At 74.3% G+C, this 22,477-nt stretch carries 21 protein-coding genes; 8 read left to right on the forward strand and 13 right to left on the reverse strand.

Features of this window, described 5'->3' with window-relative positions:
• Nucleotides 1-146 precede the first annotated feature (146 nt).
• Together ACL02U_RS07125 and ACL02U_RS07130 are read right to left on the reverse strand one after the other, a co-directional pair.
• On the reverse strand, nucleotides 147-2,189 hold the full coding sequence (locus tag ACL02U_RS07125) for a hypothetical protein (RefSeq protein WP_412789798.1): 2,043 nt from the start codon (nucleotides 2,187-2,189) through the stop codon (nucleotides 147-149).
• A 210-nt stretch (nucleotides 2,190-2,399) separates the two neighbouring features.
• Nucleotides 2,400-2,861 (reverse strand): SsgA family sporulation/cell division regulator, encoded by a 462-nt coding sequence (locus ACL02U_RS07130; protein WP_412789799.1) that lies wholly within the window; start codon nucleotides 2,859-2,861, stop codon nucleotides 2,400-2,402.
• 236 nt (nucleotides 2,862-3,097) lie between these two features.
• Here ACL02U_RS07130 and ACL02U_RS07135 point away from each other — a divergent pair, with 236 nt between their 5' ends.
• Nucleotides 3,098-3,724, forward strand: a complete 627-nt coding sequence (locus ACL02U_RS07135; RefSeq protein WP_412789800.1) for a sigma-70 family RNA polymerase sigma factor — start codon at nucleotides 3,098-3,100, stop codon at nucleotides 3,722-3,724.
• A 73-nt stretch (nucleotides 3,725-3,797) separates the two neighbouring features.
• Here the strand turns inward: ACL02U_RS07135 and ACL02U_RS07140 are convergent, their stop codons facing one another.
• Entirely contained in the window at nucleotides 3,798-4,901 is a 1,104-nt protein-coding gene (locus ACL02U_RS07140) for a MerR family transcriptional regulator (protein WP_412789801.1), read from the reverse strand.
• 378 nt (nucleotides 4,902-5,279) lie between these two features.
• Between ACL02U_RS07140 and ACL02U_RS07145 the strand changes: the two genes are divergently transcribed.
• The 3 genes from ACL02U_RS07145 to ACL02U_RS07155 all read left to right on the forward strand — a co-directional run bounded on the left by ACL02U_RS07145 (nucleotide 5,280) and on the right by ACL02U_RS07155 (nucleotide 7,454).
• Nucleotides 5,280-5,876, forward strand: a complete 597-nt coding sequence (locus ACL02U_RS07145) for a DUF4383 domain-containing protein (RefSeq protein ID WP_412789802.1) — start codon at nucleotides 5,280-5,282, stop codon at nucleotides 5,874-5,876.
• Nucleotides 5,877-5,977: 101 nt separating this feature from the next.
• Nucleotides 5,978-6,649, forward strand: coding sequence for an SDR family NAD(P)-dependent oxidoreductase (locus tag ACL02U_RS07150; RefSeq protein ID WP_412789803.1), 672 nt, complete (start codon nucleotides 5,978-5,980; stop codon nucleotides 6,647-6,649).
• A complete protein-coding gene (locus ACL02U_RS07155) occupies nucleotides 6,642-7,454 on the forward strand; it encodes a YqjF family protein (protein WP_412789804.1) in 813 nt (270 codons plus the stop codon). The genes ACL02U_RS07150 and ACL02U_RS07155 overlap by 8 nt, the downstream gene beginning before the upstream one ends.
• Nucleotides 7,455-7,532: 78 nt before the next feature.
• On the opposite strand, the gene ACL02U_RS07160 is transcribed toward ACL02U_RS07155, so the two are convergent.
• The 4 genes from ACL02U_RS07160 to ACL02U_RS07175 all read right to left on the reverse strand — a co-directional run bounded on the left by ACL02U_RS07160 (nucleotide 7,533) and on the right by ACL02U_RS07175 (nucleotide 11,164).
• Nucleotides 7,533-8,231, reverse strand: coding sequence for a hypothetical protein (locus tag ACL02U_RS07160; RefSeq protein WP_412789805.1), 699 nt, complete (start codon nucleotides 8,229-8,231; stop codon nucleotides 7,533-7,535).
• A 138-nt stretch (nucleotides 8,232-8,369) separates the two neighbouring features.
• Nucleotides 8,370-8,585, reverse strand: a complete 216-nt coding sequence (locus tag ACL02U_RS07165; RefSeq protein WP_412789806.1) for a hypothetical protein — start codon at nucleotides 8,583-8,585, stop codon at nucleotides 8,370-8,372.
• A gap of 361 nt (nucleotides 8,586-8,946) precedes the next feature.
• Nucleotides 8,947-9,945 (reverse strand): type I glyceraldehyde-3-phosphate dehydrogenase, encoded by a 999-nt coding sequence (gene gap / locus ACL02U_RS07170; RefSeq protein ID WP_412789807.1) that lies wholly within the window; start codon nucleotides 9,943-9,945, stop codon nucleotides 8,947-8,949.
• Between the two features lie 268 nt (nucleotides 9,946-10,213).
• Nucleotides 10,214-11,164, reverse strand: a complete 951-nt coding sequence (locus tag ACL02U_RS07175; protein WP_412789808.1) for a GlxA family transcriptional regulator — start codon at nucleotides 11,162-11,164, stop codon at nucleotides 10,214-10,216.
• Between the two features lie 175 nt (nucleotides 11,165-11,339).
• Between ACL02U_RS07175 and ACL02U_RS07180 the strand changes: the two genes are divergently transcribed.
• Nucleotides 11,340-11,690, forward strand: a complete 351-nt coding sequence (locus ACL02U_RS07180) for an alkaline phosphatase family protein (protein WP_412789809.1) — start codon at nucleotides 11,340-11,342, stop codon at nucleotides 11,688-11,690.
• 122 nt (nucleotides 11,691-11,812) lie between these two features.
• Nucleotides 11,813-12,472, forward strand: coding sequence for a lysophospholipid acyltransferase family protein (locus ACL02U_RS07185; protein WP_412789810.1), 660 nt, complete (start codon nucleotides 11,813-11,815; stop codon nucleotides 12,470-12,472).
• Nucleotides 12,473-12,541: 69 nt separating this feature from the next.
• Here the strand turns inward: ACL02U_RS07185 and ACL02U_RS07190 are convergent, their stop codons facing one another.
• Nucleotides 12,542-13,249, reverse strand: coding sequence for a TetR/AcrR family transcriptional regulator (locus tag ACL02U_RS07190; RefSeq protein ID WP_412789811.1), 708 nt, complete (start codon nucleotides 13,247-13,249; stop codon nucleotides 12,542-12,544).
• 138 nt (nucleotides 13,250-13,387) lie between these two features.
• Between ACL02U_RS07190 and ACL02U_RS07195 the strand changes: the two genes are divergently transcribed.
• Both ACL02U_RS07195 and ACL02U_RS07200 read left to right on the forward strand, forming a co-directional pair.
• Nucleotides 13,388-14,611, forward strand: coding sequence for a saccharopine dehydrogenase family protein (locus ACL02U_RS07195; RefSeq protein WP_412789812.1), 1,224 nt, complete (start codon nucleotides 13,388-13,390; stop codon nucleotides 14,609-14,611).
• Between the two features lie 265 nt (nucleotides 14,612-14,876).
• Nucleotides 14,877-15,611, forward strand: coding sequence for an alpha/beta fold hydrolase (locus ACL02U_RS07200; protein ID WP_412789813.1), 735 nt, complete (start codon nucleotides 14,877-14,879; stop codon nucleotides 15,609-15,611).
• A 102-nt stretch (nucleotides 15,612-15,713) separates the two neighbouring features.
• Here ACL02U_RS07200 and ACL02U_RS07205 read toward each other — a convergent pair whose 3' ends face one another.
• From ACL02U_RS07205 to ACL02U_RS07225, 5 genes are all read right to left on the reverse strand, one after another.
• Nucleotides 15,714-16,766 carry a LacI family DNA-binding transcriptional regulator gene (locus ACL02U_RS07205; RefSeq protein WP_412789814.1) on the reverse strand — a complete coding sequence of 351 codons (1,053 nt, stop codon included), beginning with the start codon at nucleotides 16,764-16,766 and terminating at the stop codon, nucleotides 15,714-15,716.
• A gap of 226 nt (nucleotides 16,767-16,992) precedes the next feature.
• The gene (locus tag ACL02U_RS07210) at nucleotides 16,993-18,396 is read right to left on the reverse strand and encodes a GH1 family beta-glucosidase (protein ID WP_412789815.1); all 1,404 of its coding nucleotides are present in this window, start codon (nucleotides 18,394-18,396) and stop codon (nucleotides 16,993-16,995) included.
• 299 nt (nucleotides 18,397-18,695) lie between these two features.
• Nucleotides 18,696-19,601 (reverse strand): carbohydrate ABC transporter permease, encoded by a 906-nt coding sequence (locus ACL02U_RS07215; protein ID WP_412789816.1) that lies wholly within the window; start codon nucleotides 19,599-19,601, stop codon nucleotides 18,696-18,698.
• Complete coding sequence (locus tag ACL02U_RS07220; protein WP_412789817.1) at nucleotides 19,598-20,542, reverse strand: carbohydrate ABC transporter permease; 945 nt, start codon at nucleotides 20,540-20,542, stop codon at nucleotides 19,598-19,600. Before ACL02U_RS07220 ends, ACL02U_RS07215 begins: the two co-directional genes overlap by 4 nt.
• Nucleotides 20,543-20,656: 114 nt before the next feature.
• Nucleotides 20,657-21,961: an extracellular solute-binding protein gene (locus tag ACL02U_RS07225; protein WP_412789818.1), complete on the reverse strand. Its 1,305-nt coding sequence runs from the start codon at nucleotides 21,959-21,961 to the stop codon at nucleotides 20,657-20,659.
• Nucleotides 21,962-22,477: the final 516 nt, after the last annotated feature.

The following is a 22,477-nucleotide window of genomic DNA, read 5'->3' on the forward strand; positions in this document are numbered from 1 at the left end:
CCGGTCGGCACTGCGGCCGACCGGGACCGTACCCCTGCCGCGCGCAAGGGCGAACAGCGGCAGGGGGCGCGGCGGCCAGGCTCCGGCCGGCTGATGCGGCGCGCCGTCCCGGCCGCCTCGTCGGCAGCGGTGGGGCGGCCGACGCCTCACCCGCCCGATCCGGCCCGTTCGCCGTCCGCCAGCCAACCGGTGACCCGGACCGCACCGGGGCGGTCCGCCCGGACGGCCAGGAACCGGCCCTCGGCGGTCGCCCGCACGGGAGCGGACACCTCGATGCGAGCCACCCTGCGGCTGCCCGCCGCGAGCAGGTAAGGGTCTCCCGACGGACCGCGCCACACCGTGTGAGCCATCACGTTCTGCCCGAAACGGCTGCACTGCGCCGTGTCCCGCCGCCGCCCGGTGAGCCGCGCGGGAACGCGACCCGGCGGCACGAACAGGTACTCCACACTGCCCGTTCCGCGCCAGGTGTCCGCGCGGGCGCAGACCCAGGTGGCGGATCCGGCCCCCTCGGGCAGCGCCTGCTCGGCGAACACCCAGTGGTTCACGCTCCGCACCCCCTGTCCGCGCAGCACGTTCAACCGGCAGGCGGACTCCGCCCAGGCGAGCAGACCGCGCTGCCCCGTCGCCTCCCTCGGTGATCGCGGGCGCACCCCGGGGCGGGGCGCGGGCATGTACGTCAGATGTGCCGGTACGAGTTCGCCGAGATCGGCGAGCAGGAATGCGTGGTTCTCCGCGACCCGTGGGGAGGAGCGCAACTGGACGACCGGCAGCGTCCGGCAGGAGCCGCCGGCCGGGGGCACGGCGATCGGTGCGGTGACGCCGTCGTCGGCGCGGTCGAGCCGGCGGGGGAGGCGGTCCGGCGCGAGCAGGTCGCGGATGCCCGCCTCCGCGATCCACGGGGCCAGCAGCAACCGCTCGGCTCCGGCGGAGCGGGACACCACGACCGCTGCCGCGGTGGTGATGTCCGCGCCCTCGGTCCGGGCGACGGCCACCTCGGGCGTGCCGCCGTGCAGGGGCTCGCTGTAGCGCACGGTCTGCACACCGTCCTGCAGCACGACCACCGCGCGGCCGTCGACGTCGTCCGCGAAGAGCAGGCGGGATGCCGACCCCGTCCCGTGGTGTGCGGCACCCGGTGCCACCGATCGGTGTCCCCGCCACGACGGATCGGTCCAGGCCCGTACCGCTCGGGCCAGCAGCGCCCGGTCCCCGGTGCGCCGCCCGCGCGCGGGCCAGACGGCGAAGTCGAGCTGGGCGGTGTGCGTCCACGCGTCGGCGGGCGAGCGCAGCAGTTGCTGCCGCGCGGCACCGGCGGTCCGGGACGCCGGGCGGGCATCCTGCGTGCCGGACCCCGCACCGTGCGGCAGTGCCGCGCCGGCCGCGCCGGCGAGGCCGGCCAGGACCAGCACCAGGGCCGCGGCCGCCGTGCGCACCCGGTGGCGGCGGCGCAGCAGATCGGTGGGCCGGGCGTGCAGCAGGCAGGGGTCGGGCCCGCCGAGCGCCGGGGAACCCGCGCGTGCCGGCGCCGCCTTCGGGGCGTCCCGGGCCCGCCCGTTCCCGGCGATCAGCGCGCGCGCCGCGGTCAGCGCCCCCGCGACGTCCCGAACCCCGATCGCCCGGAGTACCTCACCGGCCTCGACCGCAGGCAGGTCCTCCAGGGACAACAGGGCGAAGGCCGCCCGGACCGGCCAGGTGCTGCGGCCCAGCTCGCGGTCCAGCACCAGCTCGTCCGCACCTCCGACCTGCGGGAACACGCGCAGCCCCCACACCGACGGAAGCCGGCCGCGGCGCAGGGCGCGCCACCGGGGGAACAGGGCGGGCAGCCCCGACCGGTGGCCGCAGGCCAGGGCCGCGCGCCGCAGCACCCTGAGCCGCAGTACGCCGTACGCCCCGCCGTCCTCGGGGCCGGAGTCGTGGCGGGGCCACGGTACGCGGAGGTCGCGGCGGGGCAGCGCGCCCTGCACGATGCCGTGTGCGGTCAGGACGCGCCGGTGCTGGCCGAGGGAGACGGGCAGTGTCAGGTGGACGAGTCGCACCAGCCGGACGTAGTGCTCCAGCAGCGCGGACTCCGCGTGCTCCAGGTCGAGCATGCCCGAGCCGGGGGCGGTGGACGGCGGCCGGCGCATCTGCATGATCGTTTCGCTCTTCCGGGTGGGTGGGGGGACGACGGCGGTGATCGCTCCGTAGGTCAAACGAGTGATCTTCGCGCGCGTCACCCTCGCGCGGCGGGACGCGGTCGCCGGTCGGCCGCCCTCGGCCGACTGCGGCGCCCCGCACCCGGCCGCCCCACCCAGGCCGCCCCGCACCCGGCCGTCCCGCACCCGGCCGCCCCGCACCCCGGCCGCCCCGGCCCCGCACCGGGCGTGGCGGACGAGGGCGGCCCGGAGAGCGGAGGCCCGGGGTCACCGCTGCCGCAGCAGCTCCTCCAGCGACTCGTCGAGGCGCAGGTGCGCGCCCTCCTCGCCGACGGGCACCAGGGCGAAGGTCTCCTCCAGCCAGCTCTTCAGCTCGGCGGCGGGAACGTACAGCACCGCAGCCGCCCCTCCGCCGCGCAGCACGATGCGGACCATCGTGGTGGAGTGGCACCTGCACGGCGGCCACACCTGTACGGCGTGCTCGCCGGCCCGGGTCCGCAACCCGGTGTACAGCAGGTCGCGGGAGAAGGCCCAGGGCCGCACCTCGTCGGGGGCGTCGAGGAAACCCATGCGGATCGCGAGCGGATCGGCGGTGTCGTAGGCGAAACGGGCCCTGAGCGGCAGCGCCTCCGCGCCGCTGACGAAGAGGACCACCGTCAGGGTCAGGTGGGTCCGCGGAGCCCGGTGGCCGGTCTGCGCTGAGCGGGGTGTGTCGGTCGAGTCGTGCACGGTGCCTCCCGGGTCAGGTGGGACTGTGGTGTCCGCCGGGCCGGGGAGCAGCCGGGCCGGGCCACGCCCTCCCTTCCCGGGGACCCGGCGAGGCGGATGCAGAAAACGATGCAAGGACGATGCGAGTTGTAGCACTGCATCGTTTCGCGTGACGGTGGTGGAGGCGGTGGCGCCCGATGCGTCCGCCGGCCCCGCGTATGGCGCGGGACCGTTCGCCCGACCCGGGAATGGCAGCCATGACCGCACCGCACACAACCCGCCCCGACACCGCCGGCCCGACCGTCCCGAAGCCGGCGCGGATCGATCCGCGCGCCGCCGAGGAACTCGCCGCCCGTTTCGCCCGGGGTGACGAAACCGCGCTGGCGGACGTCCACCGGGCCTGGAAACCCCTGGTCTACGCGCTGGCCCGGCGCTCGCTCGGGGACGCCGGCGAGGCGGAGGACGTCGCACAGAACGTGTTCCTGGCCGCTTGGCGCGGCCGCGCGGGCTTCGACCCGGCGCGCGGGGCGCTGTCCGCGTGGCTCGTCGGTATCACCCGCCGCAAGGTGGCGGACGCGCTGTCCGCCCGCACCAGGCGCGGTGAGCTGGTGGCCGCCGCCGGAGCCGTCCTCGTGCTCGGCGCCCGGCAGCAGACCTCGGAGCAGCAGGGCGTCCTCGACCGGGTCGTGATCCGGCAGGCGATGGCGACGCTTCCCGAGGCGCAGCGCCGCGTCCTCAGCCTCACCTTCTACGACGACCTGACACAGACGCAGATCTCCCGTGTGACCGGATGGCCGCTCGGCACCGTCAAGAGCCACGCCCGCCGGGGACTGCACCGGCTCGGCCGCTGCCTGGAGGAGAAGCAGGTCGCCCGTTCCGCGTGAGGCCTCACGCGGGAGCGCTTCGGCACCACGACGCGGTGGGGCCGTTCCTCGCGCCCGCCGGCGCGGTGCGCGTTCACCCTCCCGTGTCCACCGCCTCCCCCGCGGTGTGGCGGGCGTCGCCGGCTCCCGACGCCATCGCGACCGCCTCCCGCAGCCCGCGCGGCCGCAGCAGGCGCGGTGCCGTGCGAAGCCCCCAGCCGGGGCCGCCCAGCAGCACCCGGCAGTGCGTGCGCGCCCCGCGCACACCCCACTGCGTCTCGGACAGGTGGCGTGCCAGGGCGACGTCCGCGGTGGATCTGGACTGCGACCACAGCACGACCGCCTCCGGCCCGATGCGCCCCACCGCGGCGATCAGGGCCTCGGCGGGCACGCAGGCGCCCAGCATCGACACCGGCAGGCCGCGGGTGGAGAGCTCGGCCGCGAGGGCTTCCAGGGGCAGGCTGTGCTGCTCGCCGGGGAGGCAGGCGATCAGAACCGGCGGGGTTTCCAGCGCCCCCCGGCGCAGCGAGGACTCGACGTAGACATGACGCAGCGCGGCCGAGATGTGCCAGGACAGCAGGTGCTCGACCTCCACGTACCGGTCCTCGGTCGACTCCCACTTGCGTCCGACCGCCCGCAGGGTCGGAGCCAGCACGGTCTCCCAGGCGTCGATCAACCCGTACGCGGCGATCGCCGCCGTCACCTGCTCCTGTACGGCGGCGCCGTCCATCCGGACGGCCGCGCGGGCGAGCCCGCGCCCCTCCCTGCGCACGTCCCCCAGGGGCAGGCCGCTGCCCGAGTGCGAACGGCGCCCGGTCGGAGCGGGCGGCGCGGTCGGCGCGGTCGGCGCCGGCCGCGCCGAGCGGTGGGCCGCCGCCCGCTCGGGTCCCGCCGGGCCGGACTCGACGGGCGGCCCGCCGCCGATCGGGCCGCCGATCACGCCGCCGGGGATCTGCTGCTTGGCGGCGCGGGCGGCCTCGGCCGGGGGGACGCCCGCCGCGGTGAGCCGGCACATCTCCCGCACCATCGCGACGTCCGCCGGAGTCCAGCGCCGGTGGCGGCCCCGGACCCGGGCGGCCGGGCCCAGCCCGTAGCGCCGGTCCCAGGACCGCAGCGTCGTGGGGGAGACGCCGAGCCTGCGGGCGAGGACACCGGTGGTCACGCCCACCTCGTGCCCACCCGCGGCGGTCACGTCCATCTCGGCGGCTCCGGCCGAGGGCGCTTCGGCGCCCGAGGGGTCACGGGTGCGCGCGGCGCAGCCGTGGCGGGGGTGGCAGGTGGTCGGTTCATGACACCGAAACATCCTCTCCGTGCGAGTGCGGCCCCGGCCCGGTGCCCGCGGCGCCGCGCGCTCTCTCGCAACCGTCTTCCCCGCTCGGCCGGACTGCGGATGCAGGCGGCGCCCGGTCCGAACGGGCGCGAGGTGTCCGGAACCGGAAGGGAGGGGGTCACGCGAAGACGGAAGTCGCGCGAAAACGATGCAACCTTTCTCCGCCTGTGCGGAGAAAAGGGAGCAAACCGGGTGAGGCTCCGGTCCGATCGAGGATCGCCGCCCCACCATCGAGAGGAGAGAGCCATGAAGCTGCGCGACGAGCTTCCCGTCGACCACCGACTGGCCGCGGTCTACCGCTACGGTGCCGGACTGTGCGGGCTGATCCTGCTGGTGTTCGGCTGCCTGGGATTCGCGGACGAGCTCAGCCCCTTCGACACCGACGGCACCCGGATCGCCGGGATGTCCACCAACGGCCTGCTGAGTCTGATCTCGGTCGTCTTCGGGCTCCTGCTCCTCGTCGGCGCCGCCATCGGCGGCAACTTCGCCTCGACCCTGAACCTGACCGTCGGAGCCCTGTTCCTGATCAGCGGTTACGGGCACCTGTTCATCCTCGACCGGTCGGCCAACATCTTCGACTTCGGCATGACCAACGTCATCTTCACCTTCGTCATGGCGCTCCTGCTGCTCACCTTCGGCATGTACGGGCGGGTGTCGAGCAAGCTGCCGCACGACAACCCGTACTGGCGTCGCCGCCACCCCCGCGAGGCGGCCCGCGAGTCGCTGGCCGCCCGCGACCGCGACAGGCGGCGCGAGCTGGCCGCCGCGCCCAGTGCGGCCGGGCCCGGTGCGGCCGGGCCCGGTGCGGCCGCGCCCCGGCCGCTGACCGGGCGGCCCGAGTGACACCGGCGGCCGCCGCCCGCCCGCCGGGCGCCGCTCGACCCGGTGCCTGCGTATCCCCCCGGCGGCTCCCCGCATCGCATCCCACGGACAGGAGGTCCGGAATGGACATCGACGGCGCACGCATCCTGGTGCCGGGCGCCACCGGTGCGATCGGCGGCGCGCTCGCCGAGAGGTTGCACGGGCTCGGAGCCCGCGTCGCCGTCGCGGGCCGCGACCCGGCCGCCCTGGAGCGCGCCGCCAAGGCGTGCGGCGACGCTCCGGCGTTCCGCTTCGACGCCTACGACCTGGATTGCTGCGCCGACACCGTTCCGCGTGCCGCTTCCGCCCTGCGAGGCCTCGACGCCGTCGTCGTGTGTGTCGGCGTCCCCGCCTTCGGTCCGGCCTCGGACACGAGCGACACCGTCGCCGAACATCTCTTCGCGGTCAACTCCCTCGCCCCGATGGCCTTCCTGCGTGCCGGACTGCGCGCCGTCGCGCCGTCCGGCGCCGTCGCGGGGGTCACCGGGGTCGTCGTCGACGCCGCTCCGGTGGGCATGGCGGACTACGCGGCGGCGAAGACGGCCCTGGCGGCCTGGCTGGCCGCGGTCCGCCGGGAGCGGCGGCGGACCGGACCGGCCGTACTGGACATCCGACTGCCGCACACGGAGTCCGGCTTCGCCGCACGCGCCGTCGCCGGAACCCCGCCGAGGTTTCCGCGGGGGAACACGGTCGAAGAGGCCGTCGACCGCATCGTCGACGACCTGGCGCGGTCCGGGACGGACCGTCGTGGCTGAGGACGCGGGCCCGGGACGCGGGCCCGGGCGCGCCTCCGGGCGGACGACCGGTGCCGCGGAGGACGTCACACCGGTCCCGCCGCCCCGCCCGGTGCGCCGGGCGGTGACCCGGCAGTACTGGCGCGACCTGGTCTTCCTGCACTGGCAGGCGGACCCGTTCGAGGTGGCTCGCCTGCTGCCGGCGGGCACCGCGCCCGACCTCCACCACGGGCGGGCGTACGTGGGCCTCGTCTTCTTCCGCATGCAGCACCTCAGCCTCGGTCCCACCCCGGCCCTGCCCTATCTGGGCGAGTTCAACGAGGTCAACGTCCGCCTGTACAGCAGGGACCGCCAGGGGCGCCGCGCGGTGGTGTTCCGCTCGCTGGACTGCGACCGGCTGCTGCCCGTACTCGCCGCCCGCGCCGGCCTCGGGCTGCCCTACCGCTGGTCCGCCATCTCCCGGCGGTGGTTCGACCACCGGCTCATCTACCGGGTCCGCGGGCGGCGGGGTGCCCGGCCGGCGGCCCGGGTCTGGATCGACGTCGACGACACGCCCGCGACCCCGAGCCCGCTCGAGCAGTTCCTCACCAACCGCTGGGGCCTGCACGCCCGTGTACGCGGCACCACCTACCACATGCCGCAGCGCCACCCCGCGTGGACGTTCCGACGCTGCGCGCTGCTCGGCCTCGACGAGTCCCTTGTCGCCGCCGCCGGGCTCACCCCGGTCCGCGGAGCACCCGCCAGCGTCCTGTACGCGCCCGGAGTCCCCGTCCGGTTCGGCCCTCCGCAGCCCCTGAACGCCGGCGCGGCCGCCCTGGCACGGTAGCCGCTCCGGACGCCGCGGCCGTGCTCCCGCCCGACCGGGCCGGGAGGAGCGGTCCGGATGCCGAGGACCCCGCCGGTGTCACATCACGGCCAGCATGTAGGCCATTCCCACGGCCATCACGGCCAGGCTGACCCGGACGCCGAGTGCGTGATGCGCCGACGCGCGGCCCGCCGGCCGAACGGCCGCCCCCGGCCCGCCCGACTGCACCGGCCCGCCCGACTGCACCGGCCTGCCCGACGGCATCGGTCTGCCCGCCCCGGCAGCGGCGCCCGCCGCGCTGCCCGCAGGCATCCCACCAGCGGGCACGGGGATCACCGCGGCCTCGGCGGCCGGCGCCGCGGCGGGCGCCCGCGTCCCCACTCCGGACAGCCAGACGACCGACTCGCCGACCAGCCAGACCACGAACGCCGCGCTGATCGCGGGCGGCCGCGAGCCGGCCGGCAGCAGCATGAACGCCATGGCCGCCATGTCCACCGCCGAAGCCGCCCAGGCCGCGGTGAACGCTCCGCCGCCGCGCCGTCCGGCCACCGCGACGGCGAAGGCCGCCGCGGCCAGAGCCCCGAACAGCACCGCGCCCGCCCGGTACGGACCCTCGTGGCCGCCGCGCGGGAACAGGTACATCAGCAGCATTCCCAGCGCCATGCCGGTGTGTCCGGCATGCCACCAGCGGTGCTGTCCGGCCATGGTCCGCGCATGCCGCAGATGCAGCACCACCACGCCCCCGTACGCCACCGCCCAGACGATCCGCAGCCAGTCCGGCAGCCACGGCATGGTCATCGTTCCGTGCATGTGTGCGTCACCCGGTCGCACGTCCCCACCCCCTCTTCTTGACGCCGCTGCCCGGCACCCGCCTCCCCGCAGGCAGCGGGAGGCCCGTTGGCTCCGATCCGCGGTCCGTCCTCGGGCGAACGGGCGTCAGGGCAGCGCGACGCCGTCGAGCCTGCCGGCCTTCGCGTCGACGACGAGCGAGGAGAACTGGTCGGCGCTCATCTGCACGCGCTGCCCGAAGTCGTCGGTCAGTACGATCCTGCGCTCCGCCGGGGCGTCGGCGTCGACGTACAGCCGGGGGCAACCGCAGTCGCAGTTCCCGCAGAACGTCGCGACGGGCTCCAGGCCGCTGGGGTCGGTCATGTCTCCTCCACCTCCCGGGAGGGCGGTCGGGCGCCGTCCCGTCCGGCCGCCGTGGGCACTGCGGGGGAGATACCCGGCGCCGCTCGCGGAAACGCCCGGTACAGCCGGGCACGGGGAGCACGCCGGCGGCCCAACGTGGCGTCGTGCGCCCCCATTGCCCCGGCGGCCGGGTGGCCTGCCACTCCGGGACCGCCTTGTCGACCAGCGGGAGGACGAGGGCGTCACCGACCGGGCTCGCCGGCCTCCCCCGCCCGGCGACACCTTCCCCCGGCCGACGGCGGGCCCGCGGGCGGACCGCCGGCCCGGCCGGGGCCGCACCCCGCCTTCCGGGCCGGGCCGAGGGCCGCACCGGGCCCCTGACTCAGGCCCGGGCGAGCAGTTCCAGGGTGTCGACGACGCGGTGGGAGAAGCCCCATTCGTTGTCGTACCAGGCCACCACCTTCACGTGCCTGCCGTCGACCCGGGTGAGGGCCGCGTCGAAGACGGAGGACGCCGGCCGGCCGGTGATGTCGGTCGACACCAGGGGCTCGTCGGCGTACTCGAGGATCCCCTTCAACCGTCCGTCGGCCGCGGCACGGTAGGCCGCGAGCACCTCGTCCCGGGTGACCTCGCGCGAGACCGTCGTGTTCAGCTCGACCAGCGAGCCCACCGGCACCGGCACCCGGATCGAGTCGCCCGACAGCCGGCCGTCGAGCCGGGGGAGCACCAGGCCGATGGCCTTGGCGGCCCCGGTGGTCGTGGGGACGATGTTCACCCCCGCCGCGCGGGCGCGGCGCAGGTCGCGGTGCGGACCGTCCTGCAGGTTCTGCTCCTGCGTGTAGGCGTGCACCGTGGTCATGAACCCGTGCTCGATGCCGGCCAGATCGTCCAGCACGGAGGCCAGCGGGGCCAGAGCGTTCGTCGTGCAGGAGGCGTTGGAGACGACGACGTGTCCGGCCGGGTCGTAGGCCTCCGTGTTCACCCCGTAGGCCAGGGTGACGTCGGCGCCGGCGGAGGGGGCGCTCACCAGCACCCGCCGGGCGCCGGCGCGGAGATGGGCGCGAGCGGCGTCGGCCGAGGTGAAACGCCCGGTCGACTCCAGGACGACGTCCACGCCCAGCTCGGCCCACGGCAGGTCGGCGGGGTCCCGCTCGGCCAGCACCGCGATCCGGCGCCCGTCCACCACCAGGTCGGTGCCGTCCGCCTCCACGGGGTAGCCGACGCGGCCCGCGGAGCTGTCGTACTTGAAGAGGTGGGCCAGCGTCGCGGGCGCGGTGAGGTCGTTGACGGCGACCACCTCCAGGTCGCTGCCGCGTTCGAGGAGGGCGCGCAGTGTGTTGCGGCCGATGCGGCCGAATCCGTTGACGGCGATGCGGGTCATCGGTGGTCTCCTTCGTGGATAGCCCGGCCTTCGGGCCGGGGCGGGGGTACCTCCCGCCTGCGGGGGAGAAGCGAAGCCCCCGCGGAGCAGGGCGGGGAGCCGGTTCGCCGCCAGAGCGGACCGGCGTTCACGGAGGTTCCCCCTTCCGTTCCTTGCGTCCGCCGTCCATGGTCCGGGCGTGCCCCCGGCGAGGGCAGTGGCTGGAATGCCATGCTGCGCAAGGATGACGCCAGTTGTTTCGCCACGGTCCGCAAGGATCGCGCCAAGGTCAGTCGGCGAAGGTGTGGCGGTACTCCGCGGGCGAGGTGCCCAGGATGCGGTGGAAGTGGCCGCGCAGGTTCGCCCCGGTGCCGAGTCCGACGCGGTCGGCGATCTGCTCCACGCCCAGGTCGCTGCGCTCCAGCAGTTCACGGGCCAGGTCCACGCGGGCGCGCAGCACCCACTGCATCGGCGTGTAGCCGGTGTCCTCGGCGAAGCGCCGGGAGAACGTCCGCTCGGAGACCCGGGCGTGCCGGGCGAGCGTCCTCAGCGTCAACCGCTCCCCGAGGTGCTCCAGCGCCCACTCCCGCGTGCCGGCGAACAGGTCGCCGAGCGGTTCGGGCACGCTGCGGGGAACGTACTGGGCCTGCCCGCCGCTGCGGTACGGCGCCGCCACCAGCCGCCGCGCCACGTGGTGGGAGAGTCCGACCCCGTGGTCGCGGCGCACCAGGTGCAGGCACAGGTCGATGCCGGAGGCCGCACCCGCCGAGGTGAGCACATCGCCCTCGTCCACGAACAGCACGTTGCCGTCCACCCGGACGCGCGGATGCCGTTCGGCGAGTCTGGTGGTGTAGTGCCAGTGGGTCGTCGCCCGCTTGCCGTCCAGCAGCCCGGTCGCCGCCAGGGTGAAGGCCCCGGTGGAGATGGCCGCGAGCCGCGTGCCCCGCTCGTGGGCGGCCGTCAGCGCGTCGACGACCGTGGCCGGCGGGCGGGTGCCGGCCGGGTCCCGGTATCCGGGGACGAAGACCGTGTCGGCGTGCTGCAGGGCTTCGAGCCCGTCGGCCACGTGGTACGACAGCCCGTCCCCGCCCGACACCAACCCGGGGGCGGCGCCGCACATCCGCACCTCGTAGGGCATGCTCGGCCGGTTGGAGAACACCTGCGCGGGAATGCCCACGTCGAGGGGCTTGGCCCCTTCCAGCACGAGCACGGCGACACGATGATTCCTGCGACCCGACACGTCCACCCCTGCCACTCGTCCGGCGCCGGCGCCGACCGCGTGCCACCGTGTGCCGTTCCGTCCACGTCTCCCCGGCCCACCCGCAGCCGAAGCGCGGCGCGACCGCCTGCCCCGGCACGTGCCGGCACGCTGCGCCGGGGCGGCGACGTCGGACCGGTGGTTGTCGGTGTGCGGCATGACCGACCAGCTGGGAGGGGGCGAACAGACCCGCACCGCACGGCACAGCATAGAAGCCCGCCTCAGGGCACAGACGGCACACGGCCACCGCTCGTTGCCCGAACCGGGGCCTCTGCGGCCCGGGCAGGTCCCGTCCCCCCTCCCGGCGGGCATGATCGCGGGCGAGCGGTTCACCGTCTGCGACGCCTACCACTGCTCGGTGCACGGCTCCACTAACCCCAACCGCAACTACCTGTGGACCGGCACCACCGGCTTCGAGCCGGGCACCACCAGCCGCGCCGTGACCAACGCCGCCTACGGCGCGGCCCACCCCGGCTACACCTGGACCACCTACCCCTCCACCCGCTGATCCGCCCCGGGTATCCGCAGCCACCGAAACTGAGTACGAGCGCTCAGGCCAGGTCGCGTCCGGCCGTACACCATGGAGGCCGCCAGGACGGAGATCGTCACCGCCCGCGACCGGGAGACCTCATGCTCAGCCGCCTCGCCCACGCTCTGCTGCCGACCCTGGGCCGACTCACCGTCACCACCGACACCGGTACCGCCCCCGCCGCCGGCAGCATCATCGTCGCCAACCACACCTCGCTCGCCGACCCGGCCGTCGTCCTCGCCGCCCTGCACCGCCTCGGCACCGAGCCGGTCGTCATGGCGGCCGCAGGTCTGTGGCGTATCCCGCTGCTCGGCCGCGCGCTCGCCCGCGAGGGACACATCCCCGTCCACCGCGGTGACGCACGCGCTGCCCGTTGCCTCGACCTGGCCGCGGCCGCCGTGGACGCCGGACGGCAGGTCCTGCTCTACGGAGAAGGCCGCCTCCCGCGTCGGGACGACGCCGCCGACTCCGCGCCCGAGGCCTTCCGCAGCGGTCTGGCCCGGCTGGCGGAGCGCACCGGAGCACCCGTCGTGCCCGTCGGGCAGGCGGGGGCCCGCCGTATCACCTCCGGCAGCACCGCGAAGCAGCTCGCGGGGCTCGCGACCGCGCCGCTGCGCCGACCCGCACTGCACGTCCACATCGGTGGGCCGGTGCTGCTCAGCGGTGACCGCGCCACCCGCACCGCGACTGCCCACGGCGCGGTCACGGCCGCCTGGCGGACGGCGGTCTCCCATCTCGGCGGACCGGCCGCCGCGGCGTGACGCCGAGCCCCGCCGGGGCGCGCCGGGTCGCAGGCGCGGCGGCGGGCCCGCTGCGGTCGGCGGACCGGCTCACCGGCCGGACCGGCTCAGCCGTGCCGCGGTGTGCTCCAGCAGCATCTCCAGGACCGCCGGATAGGCGCTGCGGGGCATCTGCCGGCTGAGCAGGTGCGCCGTCGCCGCGATGTGCGGATGCGAGGAGGCCGGCAGCCGCGCGTACGTGGACTGCCACATGTTCTCGTCCCCCGTACGGGCGGTGTCCGACAGCGCCAGCGAGCCGGCGTCCAGTGCGGCGAATGCCAGGCTCTGATCGATGAAGGCGTGGTAGACGGCGACCGCCTCCGTATCGGGCAGCCCCGCGGCGCGCAGGATGCCGAGGATCGTCTCGTCCACCGCGATCTCCCGGGGCCGGCCCGTGACCCGGCTGGCGGTGAGTACCGCGGCCTGCGGATGGGCGAGATAGGACGCGTGGACGGCCAGGCCCAGGGCCCGCAGGTCCTCCCGCCAGTCGCCGGTGGCCTTCCAGCTCTCCAGCGCCCGCCCCATCAGCTCGTCCCCGATGGCCCGGACCAGGTCGTCCATCCCGGCGAAGTAGCGGTAGAGCGTGCTGGGGTCGGCGCCCAGCGCCGCACCCAGCCGGCGGGCCGTGAGCCCGGTGCTGCCGTGCTCGCGCAGGACGCGCAGCGCCGTTCCCACGATGATCTCCTCGGACAGCACGGTGCCGCCTCGCGTGGGCCGCCGCCTGCGGCGCGCCGTCTCCGGTACCACTTGTTTCGCCACGCCCCGGCCTCCTCACCGATCCTCACCGACCCGGCCCCCACCGGGCACCTTATGCCAACAGGGTTGACCTTGTCTCGTCCGGTCCAGTTCCATCGGTGCCGCCGGGGGCGAGTGCCTCCCGCAGGAAAGGTGTGTGACATGCGAGTACTTCTCGTGGGTGCGGGTGGCGTCGGGACCGCCGTCACCCGGATCGCAGCTCGCCGGGAGTTCCTCACCCACATGGTGGTGGCCGACTACGACCTCGCGCGCGCCCAGGCCGCGGTCGCCGCACTGGGCGAGAACGCCGACCGGTTCAGCGCGGTGCGGCTGGACGCCTCGGACCGGGACTCCGTACGGCGGGTTCTCACCGAGCTGCGTTGCGACGTGCTGCTCAACGCGACCGACCCCAGGTTCGTGATGCCGCTGTTCGGGGCGGCCCTGGACGCCGGCGCCGACTACATGGACATGGCCATGTCGCTGTCGGCGCCGCACGCCCTCAGCCCTTACGAGCAGTGCGGCGTGAAGCTCGGCGACGAGCAGTTCGCGCTCGAGCAGCGCTGGGAGCAGGCCGGCCGGCTGGCGTTGGTGGGCATGGGCGTCGAACCGGGACTGTCCGACGTCTTCGCCCGCTACGCCGCCGACGAACTCTTCGACGACATCGAGGAGATCGGCGTGCGAGACGGTGCCGACCTGACCGTCGCCGGGTACGACTTCGCGCCGTCCTTCAGCATCTGGACCACCATCGAGGAGTGCCTCAACCCGCCCGTGGTCTTCGAGAAGGACCGCGGCTGGTTCACCACGGCACCGTTCAGCGAGCCCGAGGTGTTCGACTTCCCCGAGGGCATCGGCCCGGTGGAGTGCGTCAACGTCGAGCACGAGGAGGTACTGCTGATCCCCCGATGGGTGGATGCGCGGCGCGTCACCTTCAAGTACGGCCTCGGCGAGGACTTCATCGCAAAGCTGAAGACCCTTCACGAACTGGGCCTGGACCGCACCGACGCGGTCACCGTGCCCGGCGCGGACGGTCCGGTGCGCGTCTCGCCGCGCGATGTCGTCGCAGCCTGCCTGCCCGACCCGTCCACGCTCGGCGACCGGATGACCGGCAGGACGTGCGCCGGCACCTGGGTGAAGGGCACCAGGGCGGGCGCGCCTCGTGAGGTGTACCTGTACCACGTCGTCGACAACGAGTGGTCGATGCGCGAGTACGGCTCGCAGGCCGTCGTCTGGCAGACCGCCGTCAACCCCGTGGTCGCCCTGGAGCTGCTGGCCCGCGGCGCATGGTCGGGCCGGGGCGTCCTCGGACCCGAGGCCTTCCCGCCGCGCCCCTTCCTCGACCTGCTGACCGAGTACGGCTCCCCCTGGGGCCTGCGAGAGGAGCGCTGAACCGGTTCCCGCCGGACGGCGGACACCTCCGGCACCGCCCTCTCCCGGACGCCCCGGCAGGGGCGCAGGACCGGTGCCGCGGGTGCCGCGTCGCGCCCCGGAGCCACCGGGGCCGGACGCACCGGGCGCCCGCGGTGGGGCGCTGCCGCCCCGCCCCACCGCGGGCGCCCGCTCACCCGTCGGGTCCCCCGGACACTGGAATCTCCCCCGAGGGGAGAACCTACGCTCCCTGCCCGAGGCGCAGTCGAGCGAAGGAGCCGTCTCCATGACGACGTTTGTACTGGTACCCGGCCTGTGGATGGGGGCGTGGGCCTGGGACGCCGTGGCCCTGGGGCTGACCTCCCGGGGACACCGGGCGATCGCGGTCACGCTGCCCGGTCTCGAACACCGGACCGACGCGGACCCCGCGGACATCGGGGCGGCCGAGCACGCGGACGCCCTGCGCGAACTGCTGGAGGCGCAGCGGACGCCGGTGGTGCTGGTGGCGCACAGCTACGCCGCCTTCCCCGTGGTCGCGGCTGCGGACCGGCTGCCGGACAGGGTCGAGCGGATCGTGTTCGTGGACACCGGCGCCCCCGAGTCCGGTGAGTCCGCCGTGACCCTGATGCCGCACCTGCTGGACGGCGCCGACGGTGCCGTCCTGCCCGTGGCGAGCCGTATCGACGAGGTCCACCGCGTGCCGGAGGCCGAGCGGCAGCGCCACCGCCGGCTGGCCAGGCCGCATCCGCTACGCACGCTCACCGAGCCGATCACGCTCACCGGCGCATGGCGGGACATCCCCACCACCGGCGTCCTCTGCCTGGCCGGCGGCCTCACCCTGGCGGCCGTCCGCGCCATGTACGCCACCGGTGATCCGCGCTTCGCCGACCTCGCCGAGCCCGCGGTCACCTTCTTCGAGTTGGACACCGGCCACTTCCCGATGCTCTCCGAGCCCACCGCGCTGGCCGACGTCCTGGTACGAGCCGCCGCGGGGGAAGGACGCCGGCTGCTGGACGACTGAGGCAGCGCCGCCGCCCGGACGACCTGCGGCGCCTCGGCTCCCACCGCTGGAAACCCCGCACCCGCGCGTCCGGCCCGGCCGCGCCGCAGTGGGGGAGTCGGCTCACGCCGACGTACGGCGGACCAGCCGGGTCGGGATGATCAGCGAGGACAGCGGGCGGCCGCCGGCACCGTCCGGCTGCGTCCGCTGGTCCAGGCTGCGCAGCAGCAGCCGCACCATCAACCGGCCCATCTCCTCTATGTCCTGGCGGATCGTGGTCAACGGCGGGTCGCTCAGCTCGGCGACCTCGGCCATGTCGTCGAAGCCGACCACGGCCACGTCCTCCGGCACCCGGCGTCCGCGGGCGCGAAGGACGCGCAGCGCGCCCGCGGCCATCAGGTCGGACGCGACGAAGACCGCGTCCGGTTCGGTCCCGCGGTCCAGGAGCTCGGACATCGCCCGTGCGCCGCCCGCCTCCGAGAAGTCACCCTGGACGACGAGCTCGGGGTGGGCGTCCATGAGCATGTCGTGGTAGCCGTCCAGCCGGTCGACGGACGCGGTCTGGTCCATCGGACCGGTGATGGTGGCGATGCGGGAGCGCCCCAGCGACAGCAGATGGCGCACGGCCTCCCGGGCGCCGCCGCGGTTGTCCGAGTCGACGTACAGGATGCTGCGGTCCGCCTCCGCTCCGGGCCAGCCGGGGCGGCCGCCGAAGACGGTCGGGATCCCCACCTGGCGGACGATGGCCGGCAGCGGGTCGTCGTTGTGCAGGGAGAACAGCACGGCGCCGTCCACGTGACCGCCGGCCAGGTAGCGGCCCACCCGGTCGTAGTCGGCCGCCCCCTCCGTCAGCAGCAGCACCAGCTGCTGGTCGTGGCCGGCCAGCTCGCGGCTGATGCCGAGCAGTTGCCGGGCGAAGAAGGGATTGGTGAAGACCGTCGTCTCCGGCTCGGCGGCGATGACGGCGACCGCCCCGGTGCGGCGCGTGACCAGCGCGCGGGCCGCCTGGTTCGGGACGTACCCCAGCTCCTCGACGGCGCGGCGCACCTTCTCCACCAGTGGCTCGCGCACACCGCTGCCCCCGTTGACGACCCGGGAGACCGTCGCCCGGGACACGCCGGCGCGTGCCGCGACGGCCTCCAGGGTGGGACGGCGCGCGGAGATCTGGTCGGACAACGAAACGCTCCTCTCGGGTACGGGAACAGCGTATCTCCCCGGTGAACGGGCCCGGGCGGCTGGTCAGAGAGCGCTCTCCGTCGGATGTCTCCCGCCGCACCCGGGCCTTCCCCGCACGCCGTGCCGCCCGGACCCGTGGCGCCGTGCCGCCCGGACCCGTGGCGCTGTGCCGCAGGCCCGCACGCCACCGGTCCGGGCCGGCGTCGCATGCCGCCGGCGACGGGCGTCAGCCCCGCGGGAGCCCGCCGCGGGCCACGACGTTCGCGTACCACAGGGCGCTGTCCTTCGGCGTGCGCCGCTGGCTGGCGTAGTCCACGTGCACCATGCCGAACCGCTTGCTGTAGCCGTAGGCCCACTCGAAGTTGTCCAGCAGCGACCACAGGAAGTACCCGCGCACGTCCACCCCGGCCGCGAGCGCCCGGTGCACCGCCCCGAGGTGCGCGGTGAGGTAGGTGATCCGTTCGGGGTCGTGGACCTCTCCGGCGGGGTCGGCGTAGTCGTCGTACGCGGCGCCGTTCTCGGTCACGAGCAGCGCGGTGCCGGGCAGTTCGTCCCGGAGCCTGACCAGCAGCTCGTACAGGCCGTCGGCGTCCACGGGCCAGTCCATCGCGGTGCGCGGCCCGGGGGCGGGTGCGAAACGGGCGTGGTCCTGGGCGGCGGGCCACGGGGAGGGCAACGGGTGGGAGCCGGCGCCGACGACGGTCGGGGTGTAGTAGTTGATGCCGAGGCTGTCCACGGGGCGGGACACGGTCGTCAGGTCGCCGTCCCGGACGAAGGACCAGTCCGTGAGCTGAGCGGTGTCCGCCCGGAGGTCCTCGGGATAGCGCCCGTGGAACACCGGGTCCAGGAAGACGCGGTTGGCCAGCGCGTCGATCCGCCGCGCCGCCTCGGCGTCGGCGGGGCTGTCGCTGAGCGGGCGGATCGCGGCGAGGTTCAGCGTGAGCGAGATCTCCGACGCCGGGCCGGTCAGCTCGCGCAGCGCGCCGACCGCGAGGCCGTGGGCCAGGTTGAGGTGGTGTGCCGCGCGCAGCGCCGACGCCGGTTCGGTGCGTCCCGGCGCGTGGACGCCCTCGGCGTATCCCAGGAAGGCCGCGCACCAGGGCTCGTTCAGCGTCGTCCAGGTCGGGACGCGGTCGCCGAGGGCCCCGGCGACGAGCTCGGCGTAGTCGGCGAAGCGGTACGCGGTGTCGCGCTCGGGCCAGCCGCCGGCGTCCTCCAGCTCCTGCGGAAGGTCCCAGTGGTAGAGGGTGAGCATGGGGCGGATGCCCTGGGCGAGGAGCTCGTCGACCAGCGCCCGGTAGAAGTCCAGGCCCTTGGCGGAAGCGGGGCCGCGGCCGGCGGGCTGCACCCGGGGCCAGGAGACGGAGAAGCGGTAGTCCTTCAGGCCGAGGGAGGCCATGAGCGCGACGTCCTCGCGCATGCGGTGGTAGTGGTCGGCGGCGACGTCCCCGGTGTCGCCGTTGCGCACGGCTCCCGGCCGCCTGCTGAAGGTGTCCCAGATGGAAGGTGTCCGGCCGTCCTCGTCGGCGGCGCCTTCGATCTGGTACGCGGCGGTGGCGGCACCCCAGCGGAACGCCGGTGGGAAGGTGAGGCCCGAGGCGGTCGCGGGGCGGGGGGCGGTGGTGGTCATCGGAACTCCGTCGTGATCGCTGCGGGAGGTGGTGGCCAGGGCCGCTTCCGTGCCCCGTGCCCCTGGGGGACTGCGGTCGGCCGGTCGCGTCCCGGATGCCGGGTGGGCGGATGGTGCTGCCCCGGAGCCGGGCCCGCACGGCGGCGGTACGGCAGGGCGGGACGGGCCGATCGACCGCCGGGCCCCGGACGGGTGACCGGCGGCCGGCCCTGCCCGGCCCGTCGCGGTGCGCGCGGTGCCGGGCTCGTGCTCGATCGGGGTCGTGGTGGTGCTCGATCGAGGCGGGCGGGTGGCCGCGCCTACCCCTTCACGGCGCCCTGCATGATGCCGCCGACGATCTGCCGGCCCAGCAGGCCGAAGACGACGAGCACGGGCAGCGTGCCGAGCAGCGTGCCGGCCATGATGACGGACTGGTCGTGGACGTAGCCGCCGCCCAGCTGCCGCAGCGCCACCTGCACGGTCGGCTCCTGCGAGGTGAGGGCGATGATCGGCCAGAAGAAGTCGTTCCACGAGGCCATGAAGGTGAGGATCGCCAGCACCGCCATTCCGGGGCGGGCCACGGGGATGACGATGCTCCAGAAGATCCGCGCGGTCGACGCGCCGTCGACCCGGCCCGCCTCGATCAGCTCGTCGGGCAGCGCCTGCACCAGGTACTGGCGCATGAAGAAGACGCCGAAGGCGGAGACGAGCCCGGGCAGGATGACGGCCTGGAGCTGGTTCACCCAGTGCAGTTTGGCCACCAGCATGAACAGCGGGATCACGCCGAGCTGCGGCGGGATCATCATGGTGCCGATCGTCAGGGCCAGCAGCGCGTTGCGCCCCCTGAAGCGGAGCTTGGCGAAGGCGAAGCCGGCCAGGGTGGAGCACAGCACCGTACCCACCGTCACCGAGCCGGAGACGATCAGCGAGTTGAGCAGGGCCTTGCCGATGTCGGCCTGTTCGAGTACCTGGCGGAAGTTGTGCATCAGGTTTCCGCCGGGCAGCATCGCCGGGGGACTGGCCGCCAGCTCGGAGTTGGAGCGCGTGGCCGCCACGATCGTCCAGTAGAAGGGGAACGCGGACACCAGGGCCGCCGCGATCAGGACGGCGTACGCGACGCGGCCCCCGTGCTGCTGGCCTCCGGCCCGCGCCCCGCGGGGGCGCCGGGTCGGACGCGGGGGCGCGTCGGTCTCGCCGGTCGGCTGCGGCGCGGCAAGTGTGGTCATCGCTCGGTCTCCTTACCGCTGCGGCGGCGCGCGAGGAGGGTGTTGCCCAGCACCAGCAGGACGATCAGCAGGAACATCACCCACGCGGTGGCGGCGGCGCGGCCGAGGTGGAAGAAGCCCCAGCCCTGTTCGTACATGTACAGCCCGAGGGTCTGGTACTGGTGCGAGATGCCGCCGGAGACGCTGCCCTCGAACAGCAGGGGCTCGCCGAACAGCTGGGTGGCGCCGATGGTGGACACCACGATCGTGAACAGCACCGTGGGCCGCAGCCCGGGCAGGGTGACGTGCAGGAACTGCCGCCAGCGGGAGGCACCGTCCAGTTCGGCCGCCTCGTACAGGTCGCTCGGGATGGACTGCATGCCGGCCAGGTAGATCAGTGCGTTGTAGCCGGTCCAGCGCCAGGTGACGATGGTGGACACGGCGATCTGCGAGGCGACGGTGCCGGACTGCCAGTCGACCGGGTCTACGCCCACCAGCCCGAGCAGGTAGTTGATCAGCCCGAAGTCGCGGCCGAAGAGCTGGGCGAACACCAGGGTCGCCGCGGCCACCGACGTGGCGTACGGCAGCAGCATGGTGACGCGGAAGAAGGTGCGGCCGCGCAGCTTGTAGTGGAGCAGGTGGGCCAGGCCGAGTGCCATCAGCAGCTGGGGGACCGTGGAGGCGACACCGATGGTGAAGGTGTTGCGCAGCGCGGTCCAGAAGTACTCGTCGCCGAAGAGCGCGGTGTAGTTGTCCAGCCCCCGCCAATCCATCCGCCCCGGCGTCTGCAGCTCCACGCGGTAGAGCGAGACGTAGGCGGTGTAGAGCAGCGGGAACAGCCCGAAGGCGCCGAACAGCGCGAAGAACGGGGCGATGTACGCGTACGGCGAGAGCCGGGTCAGCAGGCGCCGCGGGGCCGGTGGCCGCTCGGTCCGCGGTGGGGCGGTGGCGGTCAGGGTCATGGTGGAGACCTTCGATTCGATCGGTGAGGTCCGGGGGACGTCGGGGAGGGCGCGAAGGACCGGCGGGGCGGGGGAGGAGGTCCTTCGCGCCCTCGGCTGCCGGGTGACGCCGGGTCAGCCGACCGCGTTCCGGATGCCCTTCTCGGCGTGGCTCCAGGCGGTGGCGGAATCGGTGCCCTTGCGCTCGACCTCGCCGAGTGCGTTGGTGATCTGCGTGTTCACGTCGTTGTCGTGCACGCCGAGCACCTGCACCGGCGAGGTCTCGGCGGCCTTGCCGAAGATCTCACCGATCGGGGCGTTGCTGAAGTAGGGGTCCTTGACGTCCTGGACCGCCTTGATGGCACCCAGGTTGGAGGGGAAGCTGCCCTGCTTCTTGAACAGCTTCGCCTGCTGCGGGGCGGCGGTCAGCCACTTGATGAGGTTGTACGCCTCCTTGGCGTGCGGCGACGCCTTCGGGATGGCGAGGTAGGAGCCGCCCCAGTTGCCGGCGACGCCGCCGGGCAGCGGTGCCACGTCCCAGGTGCCCGAACCGCCGTCGCCGGCCTGGCCCTTGATGTAGCCGAGCATCCAGGCGGGGCAGCCGATGGTGGCGAAGGAGCCGCTGCTGAAGGCCTGGTTCCAGGCCGGCGTCCACTGGGCGAGCTTGGCGCTCAGGCCCTCCTGCGCGGCCTTGACGGAGGTGTCCCAGGCGTCCTTGACGGCCTGGTTGTCCTTGTAGACGAGCTTTCCGGAGGCGTCGTAGTAGCGCTCCTTCTGCTGCCCCATCATCAGGCCGTAGAGGCTGCCGACGCTGTCCATCCAGTGGCTCTTGGAGTCGGCCTTGGCCTGGTACTGCTTGCCCAGTTCCAGGTAGCCGTCCCAGGTCGCCCACTTCTGGGCGAGCTGGTCGCGGTCGGTGGGCAGTCCGGCCTTCTTGAAGAGGTCGGTGCGGTAGCAGATCGCCTCCGGGCCGACGTCGGTGCCCAGCCCCAGGGTCCGGCCGTCGGTCGTCGTGGCCGCCGCCCACTTGGCCGCCGAGTAGTCGTTCTTGAGGCCCGAGGCGCCGAAGGAGTTGAGGTCCTGGAACTTGTCGGCCTGCTGCTGGGTCACCGAGGCGATGCGGCCCACCTCGATGCCCTGCACGTCGGCGAGGCCGCCGCCACCGGCGAGGCGGGTCTGCAGGGCCTTCCAGTAGTCGGCCTCGTTCTCGGTGCTCGACTCCTTGATGGTGACGTTCGGGTGGAGCTTCTCGTACTCCGCGTAGAGGCCGGCCTCCTTGAAGCCGAAGGTGCCGAACAGGTCGACCGTGAGGGTGACCTTGCCGTTGCCGTCCGAGGAGGACTCGGACGACCCGGACCCGCAGGCGGCGAGGAGTGCGCCGGCGAGTGCGACAGCCCCGAGTCTGAGGGTGGTCTGTCTGGCGGCTCGGGAGATGGGCATGGAAGCCTCCCATGGCTTCGGGGCGGAGTGCGGGACGCGCTTGCGCATGCTGACCGCGGTCTTTGAGAGCGCTCTCAGCAGTGCTCAGAGTGTGTGCAGCGGCAGCGGTCCCGTCAAGACTCGAACGCGTAACGGATGCTGCGAGTCGGTGCGTCCCTCTTCGGGTGTGGGATCCGCGGGCGCCGACGCGTCCATCGCTCCGCGGTTCCGTGACGGCATGTCGGGGTCGACGAAACCCCTGCTCGGAAGGGATTTCGGTGGATGGCGGCGGGTCGTGGGACCTCGGGGCCGAGCGGGTGCGGCGGTGCTGCGCGCCGGGCGGTGGCCGCGGTTACGCGGATGTGGGACTTGAACGGCATCGGGGCGTCGGAGGGGGCCCGGCGGTGCGCGAGCGGTCAGGGGCCCGCCCCGGTTGTCGGGGGGATCGGCAGGCGTTCGGGGGTGGAGGTGCCGGTGTGCGGCGTGCTCGCCGGGTCGGGGGCGCGGAGCGGAGCGGCGTTCGCCGGCGGAGACCTC

This window comes from Streptomyces sp. MS06 (assembly GCF_047200655.1).
Classification (GTDB): domain Bacteria; phylum Actinomycetota; class Actinomycetes; order Streptomycetales; family Streptomycetaceae; genus Streptomyces.